Here is a 16,903-nt window from a genome sequence, read left to right as displayed (position 1 = left end):
TGAGACGCGCGGGTATCCTTGCGCCAGTTTTTTCGGAGTAGTTGGAATGCTTGAGAGTTACCTGACCGGCCTGCTGGTGTGTGGCGGTATTATCGTGGCCATCGGTGCCCAGAACGCTTACATCCTGAGCCAGGCCATTCGCCGGGAGCACCACTGGTGGGCAGCCGGGTTGTGCATGGTGTCAGACGTGCTGCTGTTTACGCTCGGCATGTTCGGCGTGAGTGCGGCCCTGATGGCGGCACCCCAGGCGCTGGAAGTCTTGCGCTGGCTGGGTGTTGCCTTCCTGGGCTGGCTGGCCCTGCAGGCGTTCGTGCGGGCGGGCCGTGGCCGGGCGGCGCTGAAGGCGTCGGGTGATGTAGGGCGAAGCCTGAAACGGGTTATCCTGACGACCCTGGCCGTAACCCTGCTTAATCCGCAGGTTTACCTGGATACCCTGTTGCTGATCCCGGCAGTCGGTGCCCAGCAGAGTAGTGCCGTGACTTTTGTGGCCGGCGCCAGCAGCGCGTCGATCCTCTGGTTTGGTGGTCTTGCCTGGTTCGGATCCAGGCTGGCACCGGTTCTTTCCAAACCCGGTGCCTGGCGAGTGATTGATGGCGTTATTGGCCTGATGATGGCGGCTATCGCTTTAAAGCTGGCCCTTGGCGGCCTTTGATATCTCGCCTTTCTCAATTTGTTCCAGAAACGCCCGGATATCTTCGAAGGCTTCTTCGGCTTCCGGCAATAGCGGCGTGAAGATGTGCCACACATGGACCATGTTCTGCCAGGTGTGCAGTTCAACCGGAGAGCCTTCGGCCCTTGCTTTCGCCGCATAACGGGTGGCGTTGTCCAGCAGCATTTCGGTGGTGCTGGCATGGATCAGCGTTGGCGGCAGGTTGTTCAGGTTGCCGCGCAGCGGTGAAGCCACCGGGTTGGTGGGGGAGATCCGGAACGCTGCCAGGGTGCCCCACCAGAGCACCGGCAAAGGAATCTTGGATAGCCCGCCAAACACCGGTCCCAGCAGGGGATCGGTGCGGATGTTGTCGCGGTTGCTGGGGGCCGTCAGGGTGAGGTCTGTGGACGGCGACAGTGCCACTGCGGCATCCGGCTGGCGGATACCATTGTCCCGAACCCAGGCAATCAGCGACAGGGTATGGCTGCCGCCTGCGGAATCACCGGCAACCACCATAAAATCTGCAGTTTCTTCACCGTCCGGGCCGTGGGCTAACAACCAGGTATAAGCCTGGCGGCAGTCACGGATGCCATCCATAAATCGGTGCTCCGGCATCAACCGGTAGTCGAGGGCGAAAACGGCGGCATTGGCCAGCTGCGAGAACCTGTCGGTAATCGCCCGGTGGCTTCGGGGGCTGCCGGCGGCCCAGGCGCCACCGTGGATATACAGAACCCGTCGGCGGGTGTCTACGCCCGGGGCGATAACCCATTCGCCCCTGGGCTGGTCGTTATGACGAATCTCTGAAGTTACTTCAACATCCTCACCCAGACTGTCCAGGTGATTCCTCAGGGCAATCAGCCTGGCTTTGCCTTTCAGTCCCTTCGATGCCCGGCCCATATCTTTAATGCGTGACAGCACCTCATCGTGAGCCGGATTGGGTGCGACTTCCTTCACTGCCCACTCGTTGCCGTCAAATTCGGACAGGTCTTTGACCCGGAACAGCAGGAAAGTGGCAACAACAATCAGCGCGACAATGGCGAGCAAGGTCCAGAGCATGGGTGTTCCTTTTCGGGGAGCAGTGGTTTTATTCTGTGGATCACTGAAATCCTAACACGGCAACTATCACATCCGTGCGTTGTGTTGCCATTGGCCGGGCGGCCGGGGTGCAGGGCAATGTTCGGGAGGCTTGCAGGAAAGGGGGCAGAGAAAAAGGGCCCGGAGAACCGGGCCCAGGGGCCTTAGTGACCGTAAATACGCATAGTGGTGTCCTGAACCACGAGGTTATCCAGCATCACAGAACCAATATTGGCGCCGCCTACCAGAACCTCGCCGATGGACATATCCGCTGCGAAGGTATTCAGGTCGATGGCCAGCGCATCGCCGGAACCGCCCAGACGGGTTGCCTTGTAGACGTCCATATCAATGGTGGCGCCGAGTGTCAGCACGTTCGCGGCTGCAGCGGTGCCATCCAGCTTGGTGCCCATGTAGTCGGCGCCGGTCATTTTCAGGTCACGGATGCCGAGGCCCAGGAAGTCGATGTCAACGTCCAGGTCAGAGATACCTACCTTAGTGTTCAGGTTCAGTCTGTCCGTAGCGGTGTCAACGGTGATGCCTACCTTAGTGAAGGCACCGACCATGTTGAAGTTGCTGGCCAGCAGGGTGGAATCGGTGTGGCCTTCCAGGGTCCACTCGCCCGTGCTTACGCCGAAGTCGATCGGCGCAGCGGTCAGCGGCAATACGTTGATGATTGCGTCGCCGTCAGCAGCTACATCGATCTCGATGGCAATGTTGTCGATCAGATTAGTGGTGGCGTCCAGTCCGAGTGCATCCCGGAAATCAGTGATTTCAGAGAACAGACCGGTGGTATTCGCACCGCCAATCGAGATGTCTTTGATAGACAGGGAGCCCTCATCGGTGTATCGGAATTCGCCGATGTCCACACGGGTTTCCAGCTCGATAGTCACACCCGCCTGACCGGTGATGCTGCCCATCTGGGCGTCATCAATGGGTTTCAGGTCGGCCTGGGCCACAAACGGGAGGCCTGCCATGGCCAGCACTAACGCAGATTTATTCAGGCTTTTCATTTCGTCGTTCCTTTTTTGGTTTTGTTTTCTCTTCTTTCCTGATTCGGGTTACAGCCGGCGGATACCGGCTGCAACCCTTTCCGGCCAAGCCGGAACTTTTAGAACTGAGGAGTCAGGTCCAGGCTGATGGTGTTGCCCGGGCCAGTCATGAACTGGTTAAGCAGGCTGGTCAGCAGGCCGCAGTTTTCCAGCGCGCCCAGCTCGTAGACACCGCTTACGGTACCGCCAGTGGCCGGTGAGAAGTTGGAGCCTTCAACCGACTTCAGCTCGATGTTGATCGGATCGCGGGTCTGACACTCGGAACCACCACCAATGCGAATTGGCAGCCAGCCGATCTTGATAGCAACCTTGGGTACTTTCACATACAGCTGGGAGTTGGCAGTCAGCTTGCCGTTTACCAGGGAGCCGGTGGTTACCGCAGCCTGCTCGAATTCCACGTTGGCGGCAGCATTGATCTTGCTGAACAGAACCTTGATGGAGAAGTTGCCGGAGGTTGGCTGAACTTCCAGGTCTGCTTCAAAGGTGCCGGCAGCCAGGTCGAGAAGGGTAGCGATAGAGCCAGTCAGGGGCAGGGAACCGCCGGTTGCCTTGATCAGTGTGGAGCCTTCCAGGCCCAACAGCAGTTCAATGGGGTCTGGGCCGCCGGTGCTTTCTTCATAAGACTCTGCGCGCACCGGAATGGTTACGGTGGTGTTTTCTTCGTCGCTGGAGTTCACGACCAGGGCCGCGCTATACACACCCGGTGCACCGGCAGCAAAGCTCAGGTCGACAGAGCAGCTGGCGCCAGCGGCAACCGTGGTGCAGTTATTGGTCTGCAGGAAGTCAGCGGCATTGGCACCTTCCAGGGCAATGCTGTTGATTTGCAGGGCGGCATTACCGTTGTTGGCAATGGTAACCTGCGCGGATTCGCTGGTTCCGGACAGAACGCGACCCAGTTCGACCGATTCCGGAGATACCGAGATTTCCGGTGTCGGAGCCAGGGTGCCGCGGCCAGACAGGGCAACGTCGATGCTCGGGGTTTCGGCATCGGTAGACTCGATGGTCAGGGTTGCGCTACGGGTGCCATCGGTGCTTGGAGCAAAGGTGACATCAACCGCACAGGAAGCGTCCGGCGCAAGGCTGGAGCCACACTGGTTATTCAGGGTGAAGACGTCAGCATCGTTACCACTGATGGCAATGTTGTTCAGGCCTAGGGCTGCACTGCCGGTGTTGGTGATGGATACGGACTGCTGAGCGCTCAGGCCGGCCTGTACGGCACCGAAGGCCAGTTCTTCAGCGCCTACGGTGATGCGCGGTGTTTCAACCACTTCACCACCCACGGTGATGGTTTGAAGCAGGTTGTCCTGGCCTGGCAACTGAACACAGTCAGTCAGGATTTCACCGATCGGAGCCGGGGCAATGGCGCCATTGGCGGTGCGCGCAGTCAGGTCCAGCTGCAGGGCGCCAACACGGATGACCAGTTCGCCAATATCATCCTCTGTAACCAGGAATTCCGGAGACATGCCGGAGGCCGGAACATTGAATTCGCCTGACGTTTCGGGAACCGGCGTGGGCGGAATGTCCAGCTTCACAATTTGTTCAACGGTTCTGCCTGCGGTCACAACACTGTTGTAACTGGTGGCAACGCCTTCGAGTGTGGCGGACTGAACCAGTTTAAGGCCGGTGCGGGCATCGTCATTGACCACGGTGATAGCATCAACGGTGAATGCGGGGATGGTGTCACCCACAGACACTACGGAAGGAATATCCGCGCTGATGGTAGCCCGGATGGGCTGGTCGCCAATCAGCGGGAATGGGCATTCAAAGGCCAGTTCGGTAGAGACCTGTTCGGCTGCCGCATTTGACGCACCGCCGGCCATCAAGGCCGCCGCCGCAACGGCGGGACCGAGCTTGCGAACGCTCGTTTTGAGGTTCCTGAGTTTCATGAGTTCGTCCTCTGTGTATCTTCTTTGTTGTAGTTGGGGTTGCAGACAACACCGATAAGGACTGCTCGATCGGACTTGCAAAGATCCCGTGCCATACGCGTTTACGCATGAATGCAGGGTTATTAGACGGGGAGTGGGTGCCGCCGGTCATTGCTGGTGGCGGCACCATTTTTGTCTTAAACGGAAATCAGGGTGGGTTATTGTTCAAACCGTGAACGGTGTCAAAACGGCCGGGGAACGCCGGTCACTTTTTACTGCGGGCCTGACGGCGAATGTCGCCAGGGGTCTGGCCGGTCCAGGAACGGTAAGCCTTGGTGAAACCGGCCTGGTCACTGAATCCCAGTTTTTCTGCAATGGATTCCAGCGGCACATTGGTGTCTTTCAGGTACAAAGTGGCAAAGTTTTCCCGGATTTCGTTACGCAGTTCCCGGAAGGATGTGCCGGCGCTGGCAAGGTGCTGCCGCAGTGTGCGGGGGCTGATCTCCAGGCGGCGGGCGATATTCTCGGTGGTGCAGGGGCGCCCGGGCTGGCTCATGATCAGTTCCCGTACCTGCATAACGGTCTCGTCTGCTTCCCGGGGTGTCTCCCGGGCACCGTGCCGGGTCCTGGCCACCAGGAATTCCAGGCTGGCGTCGTCTTTTCGAATCGGGGTGCCGTTCAGGGGCATGATGACCTGGCTGATGCCGGCATCGAATTCGAACTCGCTGTCTGGTGCCAGCAATTGCCAGTCTTCCTGGCTGGCTTTGCCCGGAAAGTCGAACTGGAAAGTGAAATGGCTGCATACCTGGGAGGAGACCCGGTGAATGCTGCCCATGTAGATCTTGGTCAGGCAGGGCCGAAGATCGCCCACTCCCCAGGTATCGATCAACCGGATGCGAATGGTGGAACCGCTGGATTCCAGTTCCATATCCATCAGTGGCAAGCCCACCCTGAGGTATTGAACAATCATGCTGACCAGGCGGCGGGGATTTTCCTGGCCCAGCACGGCAAAGCCGAGCAAGCCGTGGCTGGGCAGGTCCAGCTGCTGTCCGAATTCGAAGGCGGCCCGTTCGTCGTGCATCAGCCAGTCGGCCTGGCGGAGCAGGAGCAGCACCTGGCTCATGGTTACGCTGGCATCGGGGTTGTTCAGAAGGTCGTCGGTAATGCCGGTTTCCGCCATGATGGCGTGGCGTTTAACCCCGCGGTTTTCCATAAACCGGATAAAACGGCGGGCATAGCGGGCCGAGATGATCGGCACCTCCAGTGCAAGGTTGTTCAACGAATCCATGTTTCCGTCTCTGTGCCGAGGCTGTGTACGGGGTTAGTATAGGCGCGGTGTTACGGTGGATATCCGGCAACGGGTCACAAATTGGCCGCATGGCCGGATATGACAATAAAACTTCAGACAGGTTTGTCCCCCATGATTTCAGGTGGTGCCACAGCATCCAATACAGAGTTGTCCGAGCCCTGTTCGGTTTGTGAGAGCCGCACACTCGCACCGTTTATGGAGGTAGAAGGCAAACTTTACCTGCGTTGTGGCACTTGCCAGGCAACCCTGATGGCGCCGGGGTTCTACTTGTCTGAGCAGGAGGAACGGGCCGTCTACCAGTTGCACGATAATCAGCCAGAGGACCCCGGCTATCGAAAGTTTCTGTCAAAGCTTGTCGGGCCTCTACTGGCAAAGCTTTCCCCGGGCGCCCACGGGTTGGATTTTGGCTGTGGCCCCGGGCCCGCGCTGGCTAGCATGTTTGAGGAGGCTGGCCACCCGATGTCGGTTTACGATCCGTTCTTCAGTCCAGAAAGGGAAGTGCTGAACCAGGCCTATGATTTTGTGACCTGTACCGAAGTCGTGGAACACCTGCACCAGCCTGCCCAGGTGTTCAGACAGCTCGACGCCTTGGTAAAGCCCGGAGGCTGGCTGGGTATCATGACTTGTTTCCAGAACGCGGATGACCGCTTTGCCACCTGGCATTACCGCAGAGACCCGACCCACGTGGTGTTCTACCGGGAAGAAACCTTTGCCTGGCTGGCCGCACATTTCGGCTGGGAGCTGGAGGTGCCGAGAAAGGATGTTGCGCTGTTCCGAAAGCGGGCCTGACCCGGTTCAAGGCGCCTCGGCGGGACATTGGGGAATGGCCGGGCATTGCTGCGTGGCGTTTTGGATGGGGCCGGGCAGGTTGTCTGCTTTATTTTTGAAGCGGTCAGGGGCAAGGGCGCTTGCGCAACCCCGGGCTTTCCCGGCTGTTTCAGGACAGCCATTGGCCGACAGGGCATAGGCCAGGTTGTTCCAGCCTTCAGGGGCTTGCGGGAATAGCTTCACAGCTTTCAGAAAGTGCTCGATCGCTTGTTGCGGCTGTTGTTGCGCATAGGCCAGGTTACCAAGTGCCATGATCGGGGCAGAGTGTTCGGGCCAGCGTGTTTGCGCGGTCTGGTAGGCCTCCCGTGCCGCACGGCTGTGACCGGTGGTTTCCAGGTCATGGGCGGCCCGCAGCCAGGGCAGGGGTTCGGAAGTTGCCGGTAACGTGTCCGGTGGCAGGATTACCACGGCCCACCGTTCTGCCCGGGTCCAGGTGGCGTGAAAGGCTTTGTAGGGCATCCGGTAATGCTGGCGGGTGTCGGTGTTCAGTACCAGCTCTTCCTCCCGGGCGTCGTAGCCCACCACCACTGCAAAGTGCCATTGCGGCCACCAGTTGAAGCGCAGGTTCTGCATAACCAGTACCGGGTTGCCCGCCGTAACTTCCGCCAGTACGGCATCAATTGCCGGTTGCAGTGGATACACCACCATATTGTGGGAGCGCGCCCCGGCAACCATCTCCACCTGCAACGAGCCTTCCCGGCCAGGAATGTACACCAGCTCTTTCAGGATGTCCGGATCGGTGGACAGCCCCTGACTATTGAGCATGGTGGCCAGCGAGGCCGGGCCACACTGGTACTTTTCCTGGGGATAGAACGGTACTTTCTCCAGCAAGGTCGATGCGGGCTGTGCATCATTGTTGGTGGCTGATGGTTCGGGCCAGGGCGGGGTAGTTGCGCAGCCGGCCAGCAGGACCAGGCCCGTGAGGGCCATCAACCTGCTGAAACCGGAGAGCTTCCTGAGCATGGTTCGGTGGTTTACCGGATACAGTTAATGAACGAGAAGAGATCGGTGGCGCACAGCATGTCGGTGATGATGAACACCAGCAGGAACAGGACGATCACACCGACAACCCCTTCACCGGTGGGTGCTTCGGCCAGTTGCTGCTCGAAGTCTGCCAGTTCGGCGGGGGTCAGGTTCTGGATGCGCTCGGCCACCTGGTCTTCACTGACACCAAGCTCGGCCAGCTTTTCTTTCACTTCCTGCTGCTCCAGCATCTCCAGCAGCTGTTGCCGGTCGATGTCGGTCTGTTGTTGCTGGATCAGCTCACCGGTGCCCACCATGCCGGCGTGGGCAGAAACAGAGAAGGTGGTGGCAAAGGCCATCAGCAGGGCCATCACCAGAGAAAACTGCTTGGTGTAACGTCGCATGGCGTTCATGACAGACTCCTTTCTCAGTTGTTTACAAAGACACTAGTTTGAACTGTGTCGCTGTTCAACATACAAAACGTTCACCAGGAAGAAAGGGTTCCTCAGAAAGTGGAAAGCCCGGTGGCTTCCATCACCCGGTACTGCCAGTAACGGAACCTGGACGCCTCCTGCCACCGTGCCCACGGCAGGCTGAGTACCGGATTGCTGTCCGGGCCATGGTTCCAGTGCAGCTCAAAGTAATCAGTCGCCTTAGTGGCAACGGGGTGGTCGGCCGGGAGCTGCACCCATGCGTTGGATTCCAGGTTCAGGTCGTCCAGGTTGCGGCGGGTGAAGTTGGCAGAGCCCAGCAGCATTTCCTGTTGGCCATCGCTACGGGTTCGGATCAGCAGCTTGCTGTGGCACTGCTCCCCGTGGGTGTTACACCAGCGGACGGCAACTCCTGCCTGGTTCAACTCGTTAGCCACCGGGCGGTTGGGAATGCCGTTCTTCTCGTGGCCGAAGGCGTCTTTATTGGCATCCAGCAACAGCCGGACGCTCACGCCCCGTTGCTGAGCGGCTATCAGGGCTTCGATGACAGGGCGGTGGGAGAGGTAGAACATGGCCATGTCGAGGCTTTCCCCGGGCTGGCTCTGGTCAATCATCGCCAGGGCCTTGTCCCGGATGGCGGATTCGGTGAGTACCTGAATGCTGCTGCCGGATTCCTGGTGTTCGCCGGCCATGGCCTCCAATGTGTTGATCCAACGGTCAATTGTGGCGGTATCTGCGCCGGACATCTGCATAACCGCGCGTTCGCTGCGAACCACATCGGTGACTGCCGGGCCATTGAAGGCCAGGGCGGTGTTGCTGTGCCGGCTGCTGCCATCGTGGGGGTTGGCGGAGGTGATCACAGCACGGAAGCGATCTCCCTCGTCGGCAACCAGTACCTTGCGATGGTTGGCCTTGAAGTTGGGCAGGGCCAGGTAGCTGCGAACGGTGGCGGGCTCCGTGCCCAGTGCGTTTGGCAGCCAGCCACCATCGGGGTTGTTGCCCAGCCACTGGCAGCAGAGCCGCCATAATGATGACCAGGCCGGGTTGCTGTCCCGCAGGGGGTCAAGCCGGGTGATGACCAGTTGAATGCCGGCATTTTCGAGGGCTTCGAACAGCGTCGATCGGGTGCCGCCGTAGAAGGTGTTAAGCGGGTCTGTGATGACCACAATGTCGATGCCGGGCTGCGCTTGCTTTCGGGCAATCAGCGCATCGACGGTCTGCTGTGCCAGGGGCCGTAATCCCTTGTCTTCGGGGCCGGTGCTGTTGAACAGGAACATGTCCAGCAGGATGAATGTTTCGGCCTGTCCGATCAGCCGGAACATCTCGTCGAAAATTTCGTGGTCCAGCTCGGAGCGGCCATCAGGGAAGTGCAGGGTGGTGTCGGTCAGCAGTTCAGGCGCTTCGAGGGGCAGAGCATCGCCCTGATAGGCAAGGCCGGCCGGCAAGGGCTTGCAGGTGTGCCATAGCCCGAGGCTGACCAGAATCAATAACAGGGCTGCGGCGAGTAACTTCATTGTCATGGCAGCATCATTCCTTTGAGTGTGGGGCGCCTGGCTCAGGTTTCGCTGTGACGGAGGATCCGTTCCGAAAACAGCTGCAGCAGGCGGGCTGCGTCGTCGGCCGGTTGCACCAAGGCCATCAAGCCATTGGCATCCAGCCCCTCGGCCTGAAGGTCAGGGTGCTGGATTTCCAGATACGCCTTCATGATGTGTTCGGTGAACTCGGGGTGAAACTGCACACCCCAGGCATTGTCACCGACCCGGAAAGCCTGGTGCGGCTCAAAGTCGGACTCGCCCAGCAAAACAGCGCCAGGGGGTAGCTCCAGCACAGATTGCTTGTGAGTCAGCTGAGCCGGAAAGGTTTGCGGAAGCTGGCTGAACAGGGGATCGCTCTGTGCAGCAGCAAACAGGCGAACCAGTCGGGTGCCGGTTTCACGGCCTTTGGGATGGTAATCCACCTTGCCGCCCATGGCATGTGCCAGAAGCTGGTGGCCGTAGCAGACACCCAGAAGCGGAACATTGTCTTCTACTGCCTGGCGCACCCAGTTGGCTGCTTGTTCGCTCCAGGGTTCCCGGTTACTGACCATGGCCGGCGAGCCGGTGATAACGATGCCTTGCCAGTCCGAGGGGTGGCCCGGAGGTGAAGCACGGGTTACGTCGACGACTGTCAGTTGCAACTGGCTGGACAAGCCACGGGTAAACCAGGCATCAAAGTCTCCGAACTGATCCTTGATTTGCGGATAGGTGCTCCCTGTTTTCAGGATAACCACCCGCGGGGCCTGTGTGTTGCCTGTGCCAGCCATACTGCGCTCCGGTGACAGCTAAACGGGAGAGGGTTATTCCTCTTCCGGAAGTTCCGCGTTATGGAACACGTTCTGAACGTCGTCCAGGTCGTTCAGCATGTCGAGGAATTTCTCGAACAGGGGGATGTCGTCGCCCTGAACAACCGTGGTGGTCTTCGGCAGGAACTGGATCTCGTCCACATCGAACTCGATGCCTTCGAAGGCTGCTTCCAGTGCCTGTTTGGCCTTGGCGTATTCGGTGTTGGGCGTGAATACGGTGATCTTGCCGTCTTCATTTTCGATGTCGGTCACGTCAACATCGGCTTCCATCAGCGCTTCAAGAACGGCTTCTTCATCCTGGCCGTTGAACGCGAAAATAGCGCAGTGGTCGAACATGTGGGCAACCACGCCGGGGGTGCCGATCTTGCACTTGGTCTTGGTGAAGGCCAGGCGAACGTCGCCGAAGGTACGGTTGGGGTTGTCGGTCAGGCAGTCGACAATCACCATGCAGTTGCCGGGGCCATAACCTTCGTAACGGGCTGTCGAGTAGTCTTCACCCGCGCCGCCCTTGGCCTTCTCGATGGCTTTTTCAATAACGTGTGTGGGGACCTGGTCTTTCTTGGCGCGCTCGATCAGGCCGCGAAGCGACAGGTTGGCCTGGGGGTCGGGGCCGCCAGACTTGGCGCTCATGTAGATTTCCCGGCCGTACTTGCTGTAAACCTTGGTTTTAGCCGCGGCCGTCTTGGCCATGGATTCTTTACGGTTCTGGTAGGCTCTGCCCATCGTTGGTGCCTCTCGGATTTACGATCAAAAGCGGGATTTTACTGAACCTGAGGGATTTGCGACAGGGGTGATTGCGCAAGGAATGCAGAAGGAGGTTTCCGCATCCCTGCGGAAACCGGGGAAATCACACAAAATCGACCGGCGGACGGTAGTTGTCCTGGGTCATCAGGTCGATGCCGCAGTCCATGCTGCTGACCCAGTTCAGGAAGCGGTCAACCATGGCCGGCCCCTCAAAACGCTTGCCGTGCTGGGGCACGATCATGGCTACGTCCATATCGCGAACCATGTTGGCCCACAGCTGGCACACCTTTTTAGAGGCAATATACCGGCGGTGGAAGCCAATCATGTGCTGGATGTGGTTGTCGAAGTCTTCCACCGGTTTGTGATCGTCTTTACCCCCGAGCGATGCGCCCAGATCGCCGGAGAACAGAATCTTCGAGACCGGATCATAGAACTGCAGGTTACCCACAGAGTGCATGAAGTGGGCTGGCAGGCACTGGATATGGGAGTCGCCGAAACGCACTTTCGCACCCTGGTCCGGAATGCTGATGATGCGATCGTACACGCTGCCGCTGAGCTGGTTGGTTACGTAACTGGACACCAGGTGGGGCAGGAAACGGGCCCACAGCTTGGAGGTTACGATGCTGGCCTTGGTGTGCACAATCCAGCGGTCAATTGCACCGATGATGTCCGGGTCCTGGTGAGAGGCAAATACATAGTCCATCTCACGGATGTTCATGTACTTGGAGGCAGCCACCGACAGCGGGGTATAGGTAAGGTCTCCGCCGGGATCCAGCAGGGCTTCGTGGTCACCATCTACAATCAGGAACTGGTTGGACTGCACGCCCTCGCCGGTTACCAGGGAATCAAACATCAGGCACTTGTGGTGCCCGTTGTCGAACAAAACGATCGGCTCAACTGCCATTAGGGTCTCCCGCACAACAATAAGTTACAGGCCATGACAACGGTGCTCATGCACCGCCATGGCCGGATATTGCAATAAGGTTTGGAGACTACCGAACGGCGGGAAGCCGGGCCTTGCCACAGGTCAATTATCTGATATTCATCAAGTAACGGATTGTTGCTATGGCTACGCCAGCTCCGGAACCCGGCGGATGCCGCGCTTCAGGCCCTGCTCCAGCGCCGCACTGACCACCTTGCCTGAAAACGGCACGATATCTTCGAAGGTGATGGTATAGCTGACCCGGGTTTGACCTTCCTGCGTGTCATAAAAACGAATACGCCCCATATGATTTCGAATCGGGCTAAGGCTGGTGATGGTGTATTCAATCAGCGAGTCAGGCTCGAAAACCAGTACGGTTTCCTGCAGCGACAGGGGGCCAATGCCGATTTTACGTACCGAGCCGGTACCGTTCGGATCGGCCTGGTCACTGTCTTTGATGCGTTTTACCGGAGCACCGATCATTTTGCCGAAACGGTGATGGTCGGCAAACAGGGCGAAGACTTTTCGCCTTGGCACATCAAAAGTTTCATCAATTTCAATGGTGTAGCTGGCCATCGTCATGCTCTTGTTGTTGGTTGTGGCTGCCAGATTACCTGTTTACGGTATTAAACAAAAGTCGAATACTGTCCGGCCTGACCCCAATGTTTCCGAAGTCCGGCTTTGCGGTCAATTTATAAAGTATTTGAGTGGCTAAACTACACATAACACTAACAATGAACCTTCAGTGCGAGAGGGAAGAACCATGAGCACCAACGCCAAGCTGCCACTGGATATGCTTTACCAGTGGGAAAACAACCACAAAGACCGGCTCTACATGACCCAGCCCATGGGCGACGGCACGGTGGATGAATTCACCTGGGGCCGCGCGGTGGACGAAGCCCGGCGCATGGCGGCTTACCTGAAGTCTCTGGACCTGCCGGAGAAGAGCCGGGTCGGGATTATCTCCAAGAACTGCGCCCACTGGATCATGACCGACTGGGCTATATGGCTGGCAGGGCATATTTCTGTGCCCCTGTACCCGATGCTGAATGCCGACACGGTAAACTACGTACTCAACCACGCCGGCTGTGAAGTGCTGTTTGTGGGCAAGCTGGATGACTGGCCGAGCATGAAGCCGGGTGTTCCGGATTCCGTTCGCTGCATTTCGTACCCGCTCAGCCCGCCCAACAACTATGAAACCTGGAACGCAATTGTTGCCGGCAACGAGCCGCTGCAGGGCAACCCGGTGCGGGATGCGGAAGAGCTGGCCACCATTGTTTATACCTCCGGCAGTACCGGGCGGCCCAAGGGTGTGATGCTCGGCTTCGACAACATGGCCTTTGCCGCAGAAGGCGGCATCAAAACCCTGAACGTGGGGCCGGATGAGCGCATGCTGTCTTACCTGCCCATGGCCCATGTGTTCGAGCGTACGTTTGTCGAACTGGGTTCGCTGTACGCTGGCTTCCAGCTGTTCTTTGCCGAATCCCTGGATACCTTCGTGCAGGATCTGCAGCGGGCGCGGCCCACGCTGTTCCTGTCTGTACCTCGCTTGTGGGTGAAGTTCCAGCACGGCGTGCTGCAGAAGGTGCCCAAGCACAAGCTGGACCGCCTGCTGAAGATCCCGCTGGTGAACAAGCTGATCAAGAAGAAGGTGCTGAAGAACCTGGGCCTGGACCAGGTAAAGCTGGCTGGCTCTGGCTCCGCGCCCTTGTCCCACGATGTGCTGGACTGGTACCGCAACCTGGGGCTGGAATTGCTGGAAGGCTACGGCATGTCTGAAAACTTTGCCTATTCCCACATGAACAAGCCGGGGCGCACCCGCACCGGCTACGTGGGCGAAGCATTGCCGGGGGTAGAAACCCGCATCAGCGAGCAGGGCGAAGTCCAGGTGAAGAGCCCGGCTACCATGATGGGCTATTACAAGGATGACGAGAAAACTGCGGAAGCTTTCACCGAAGATGGCTTTCTCAGAACCGGTGACAAGGGCGAGATCGACCAGATGGGGCGTCTGAAGCTCACCGGCCGCCTGAAGGAGATCTTCAAAACCAGCAAGGGCAAATACATTGCGCCTGCCAAGCTGGAAAACCTGCTGATGGCCCACGAGTCCATCGAGGTGTGCTGTGTATCCGGTGCCAACCAGACCCAGCCCTTCGCCATGGTGATGCTGAACGAAGAGCTGCGGCCCCAGGTGCAAGACGATGCAGCATTGAAACAGGAAATCGAGGACAGCCTGAAGCAGCTCATCCAGGACATCAACAAGCAGGTTGATCCCCACGAGCAGCTGGCGTTCATTATCGTGATGCAAGACGAGTGGACCATCGAGAACAGCTTCCTGACCCCGACCCTGAAGCTCAAGCGTAACGTGGTGGAAGACACCTACCAGCAGAAGGTAGACGCCTGGTACGGACAGAAGAAACCGGTTATCTGGCAGTAAGTTTTGCCAGCATAAGCAGTAACGAAAAGAGCCCCGGTCGGGGCTCTTTTCAGTTGAGGTGTCAGGAACTTCAGCCGATGGCTTTCAGGGGCAGCCTGCGCTGGCGAACGCCGGTCAGCCGGAACAGGGCGTTGCCCAGAGCAGGAATAACCGGTGGCACGCCCGGCTCGCCCACACCGGTGGGTGCCTCGTTGCTGTCTACGATATCCAGTTCAACATCTGGCAAGTTGTGCATGGCCATCACCGGGTAATCGTGGAAGTTGCTCTGCTGCACCTTGCCATCTGCCAGGGTGATCTCACCCCACAGCGCTGCTGACAGGCCGAACAGAATGCCGCCCTTGATCTGGTCGCTTACCACCGACGGGTTTACCACCTGGCCGCAATCCACGGCGCACCACACCTTGTGTACCTTGATCTCGCTGCCTTCAATGCTCGCCTCAACCACCTGGGCTACGAAGGTACCGAAGCTCTGGAACACTGCCACGCCCTTGGCACGCCCGGAAGCACTGGCGCTGTTCCAGCGGGACATCTCTGCCACCCGGTCAAGTACCTGAAGGTGCCTGGGCTGGTTCTGAAGCCTGGCCCGGCGGAACGCAATGGGGTCTTCCCCCAGTTCATGGGCGATTTCGTCCATAAAGGTTTCCACCGCAAAGCCGTTATGGGAATAACCCACCGAGCGCCACCAGGTGATCGGGAAGCCCGGGTCGCTGTGGGTATGTCGCAGCTCCACATTAGGCACCTGATACGGATAGTCGATGGCGCCTTCAATGGCGGAGACATCTTTCGGCGTGGCTAACCCTTCGGCAGCCAGGCCCACCCGCCCCAGGGTGTTGTAAAGAATTTTCGGAGCCCAGGGGTACTGGGCCGGTGCCGCGTTGGTGATATACCAGTCAAGGATCTGCGGCCCGACAATCTGGTGGTGCCAGCCTTCGAGCCTGTTGCCGCTGACCGCGGCCCGCATCCGGTGCAGCATGGCCGGGCGGCAGGGGCTGTGTTGGGTATCTTCCTCCCGGGACCAGACCAGCTTTACCGGGGCCTTCATGCGGTAAGACACAGCAGCGGCTTCCTCGATGTAATCGTTGGTCAGCCTCCGGCCAAAGCCGCCACCCAGAAACGTGGTGTGTATCGTGATATCGCCCGGTGAAAGATCGCAGCCCCGGGCGGCAGCAATGCGCCCGAGGTCCGGGGCCTGGGTAGATGCCCATACTTCCATGGCGTCGCCCTTGTACCAGGCGGTGGCATTCATCGGCTCCATGGCAAAGTGAGCGAGGTAGGGTTGTTCGTAGTCAGCGTGCAGAACCTTGCCGGCTTGCTCTTCGGCCTGCGCATAGTCGCCGTCTTCCCGTTCGCTGACACCGGCATCCTGTTCCGAATCCTTGTAGTAATGGTGGAACACGCTCTCTGTCGACAGGGTGATGGCGTCGTCGTTATCCCATTCGACCTGAAGGGCTCTCTGGGCCTTACGGGCACGCCAGTAGGAGGTGGCGACCACCGCCACACCCCGGTCAATCTCGAAGACATCCTTTACGCCGGAATGGATGGTGACATCCGCCTTGTTGAAAGATTTCACCTTCGCGCCATAGCGGGGCGGGCGGGTAACCACTGCATACAGCATGCCCGGCTGTTCGATATCAATGCCGTACACGGCGGTGCCGGTGGACTTGGCTTCGGCATCCAGCCGTTTCATCTGCTTGCCGATGTACTTCCACTCGCTGCGGGGCTTCAAGGGAACCTCGATGCGGGGAATTTCACTGGCCGCCAGGGATGCCAGCCTGGCGTAGGGCAGGCTGTCGATGCCGTTGGGGTGTACCACCCGGCCATCCTGCGTGCTGCAGTTGTCGGTTTCTACCTGCCAGACGTTCGCTGCTGCCATCATCAGCATATAGCGGGCTTCTGCGCCGGCCCGGCGAAGGGGTTCCCAGGAGGTAGCGACACTGGTGCTGCCGCCGGTAATCTGTAACTTGTAGGCAGGGTTCAGGTATTCCTTCGCTACCGGTGCAAAGCGGGGCTTGATAGAAGCCGGCTCTACATCCAGCTCTTCGGCAATCAGCGTGGTCAGGCCGGTGTAGGTGCCCTGGCCCATTTCAACCCGGGCCAGAGTGAAGTAGATGTTTCCATTGTCCTGGATTTCCAGCCAGGCATCCGGGCGCCAGGTACCGGCGTTTTCAGAGTAACCGGTATCAACAGTGGCACAGCCGGGCAGTGACAGTGACAACACCAGTCCACCAGATGCGCTGGTGGACACTTTCAGAAAGTCCCGTCGGTTCATCGCCATGGGTAAAGCCTCGAATTCT

The 16,903-nt window shown here is 58.8% G+C and carries 15 protein-coding genes; 3 read left to right on the top strand and 12 right to left on the bottom strand.

Translation table 11 applies throughout. From position 1 onward, the window contains the following. Positions 1-46: 46 nt before the first annotated feature. On the top strand, positions 47-652 hold the full coding sequence (locus AQ621_RS03225) for a LysE/ArgO family amino acid transporter (protein WP_058340240.1): 606 nt from the start codon (positions 47-49) through the stop codon (positions 650-652). On the opposite strand, the gene AQ621_RS03220 is transcribed toward AQ621_RS03225, so the two are convergent. The 4 genes from AQ621_RS03220 to AQ621_RS03205 all read right to left on the bottom strand — a co-directional run bounded on the left by AQ621_RS03220 (position 626) and on the right by AQ621_RS03205 (position 5,925). Next, positions 626-1,705: an alpha/beta hydrolase gene (locus AQ621_RS03220; protein WP_058340239.1), complete on the bottom strand. Its 1,080-nt coding sequence runs from the start codon at positions 1,703-1,705 to the stop codon at positions 626-628. The genes AQ621_RS03225 and AQ621_RS03220 overlap by 27 nt on opposite strands. Before the next feature lie 182 nt (positions 1,706-1,887). Beyond that, positions 1,888-2,733, bottom strand: a complete 846-nt coding sequence (locus AQ621_RS03215; RefSeq protein WP_058340238.1) for a DUF6160 family protein — start codon at positions 2,731-2,733, stop codon at positions 1,888-1,890. A gap of 98 nt (positions 2,734-2,831) precedes the next feature. Next, positions 2,832-4,658, bottom strand: a complete 1,827-nt coding sequence (locus tag AQ621_RS03210; RefSeq protein WP_058340237.1) for a choice-of-anchor D domain-containing protein — start codon at positions 4,656-4,658, stop codon at positions 2,832-2,834. A 244-nt stretch (positions 4,659-4,902) separates the two neighbouring features. Then, on the bottom strand, positions 4,903-5,925 hold the full coding sequence (locus AQ621_RS03205; protein WP_058340236.1) for an AraC family transcriptional regulator: 1,023 nt from the start codon (positions 5,923-5,925) through the stop codon (positions 4,903-4,905). Positions 5,926-6,057: 132 nt separating this feature from the next. Between AQ621_RS03205 and AQ621_RS03200 the strand changes: the two genes are divergently transcribed. Next, positions 6,058-6,735, top strand: coding sequence for a class I SAM-dependent methyltransferase (locus AQ621_RS03200; RefSeq protein ID WP_058340235.1), 678 nt, complete (start codon positions 6,058-6,060; stop codon positions 6,733-6,735). Between the two features lie 6 nt (positions 6,736-6,741). On the opposite strand, the gene AQ621_RS03195 is transcribed toward AQ621_RS03200, so the two are convergent. The 7 genes from AQ621_RS03195 to AQ621_RS03165 form a co-directional block, all read right to left on the bottom strand. After that, positions 6,742-7,737: a PA2778 family cysteine peptidase gene (locus AQ621_RS03195; protein ID WP_058340234.1), complete on the bottom strand. Its 996-nt coding sequence runs from the start codon at positions 7,735-7,737 to the stop codon at positions 6,742-6,744. An 11-nt stretch (positions 7,738-7,748) separates the two neighbouring features. Further along, the gene (locus AQ621_RS03190; RefSeq protein ID WP_058340233.1) at positions 7,749-8,150 is read right to left on the bottom strand and encodes a PA2779 family protein; all 402 of its coding nucleotides are present in this window, start codon (positions 8,148-8,150) and stop codon (positions 7,749-7,751) included. Between the two features lie 92 nt (positions 8,151-8,242). Next, positions 8,243-9,688: a phospholipase D family protein gene (locus tag AQ621_RS03185; protein WP_058340232.1), complete on the bottom strand. Its 1,446-nt coding sequence runs from the start codon at positions 9,686-9,688 to the stop codon at positions 8,243-8,245. 35 nt (positions 9,689-9,723) lie between these two features. Continuing rightward, a complete protein-coding gene (locus tag AQ621_RS03180; protein WP_058340231.1) occupies positions 9,724-10,470 on the bottom strand; it encodes a glutamine amidotransferase in 747 nt (248 codons plus the stop codon). 33 nt (positions 10,471-10,503) lie between these two features. Beyond that, on the bottom strand, positions 10,504-11,232 hold the full coding sequence (locus AQ621_RS03175; protein ID WP_022988648.1) for a YebC/PmpR family DNA-binding transcriptional regulator: 729 nt from the start codon (positions 11,230-11,232) through the stop codon (positions 10,504-10,506). A 124-nt stretch (positions 11,233-11,356) separates the two neighbouring features. Beyond that, complete coding sequence (locus tag AQ621_RS03170) at positions 11,357-12,157, bottom strand: oxygen-binding di-iron domain-containing protein (protein ID WP_058340230.1); 801 nt, start codon at positions 12,155-12,157, stop codon at positions 11,357-11,359. Between the two features lie 165 nt (positions 12,158-12,322). Beyond that, positions 12,323-12,751 (bottom strand): SRPBCC family protein, encoded by a 429-nt coding sequence (locus AQ621_RS03165; RefSeq protein ID WP_058340229.1) that lies wholly within the window; start codon positions 12,749-12,751, stop codon positions 12,323-12,325. A gap of 187 nt (positions 12,752-12,938) precedes the next feature. Between AQ621_RS03165 and AQ621_RS03160 the strand changes: the two genes are divergently transcribed. After that, on the top strand, positions 12,939-14,609 hold the full coding sequence (locus AQ621_RS03160) for an AMP-binding protein (protein ID WP_058340228.1): 1,671 nt from the start codon (positions 12,939-12,941) through the stop codon (positions 14,607-14,609). A gap of 70 nt (positions 14,610-14,679) precedes the next feature. Here the strand turns inward: AQ621_RS03160 and AQ621_RS03155 are convergent, their stop codons facing one another. Continuing rightward, positions 14,680-16,884, bottom strand: a complete 2,205-nt coding sequence (locus AQ621_RS03155; RefSeq protein ID WP_058340227.1) for a xanthine dehydrogenase family protein molybdopterin-binding subunit — start codon at positions 16,882-16,884, stop codon at positions 14,680-14,682. Between the last annotated feature and the right edge of the window lie 19 nt (positions 16,885-16,903).

The sequence above is a fragment of the Marinobacter sp. P4B1 genome (genome assembly GCF_001447135.1).
GTDB classification, from domain to species: Bacteria; Pseudomonadota; Gammaproteobacteria; order Pseudomonadales; family Oleiphilaceae; genus Marinobacter; species Marinobacter vinifirmus.
This window is presented reverse-complemented; position numbering and strand designations above follow the sequence as displayed.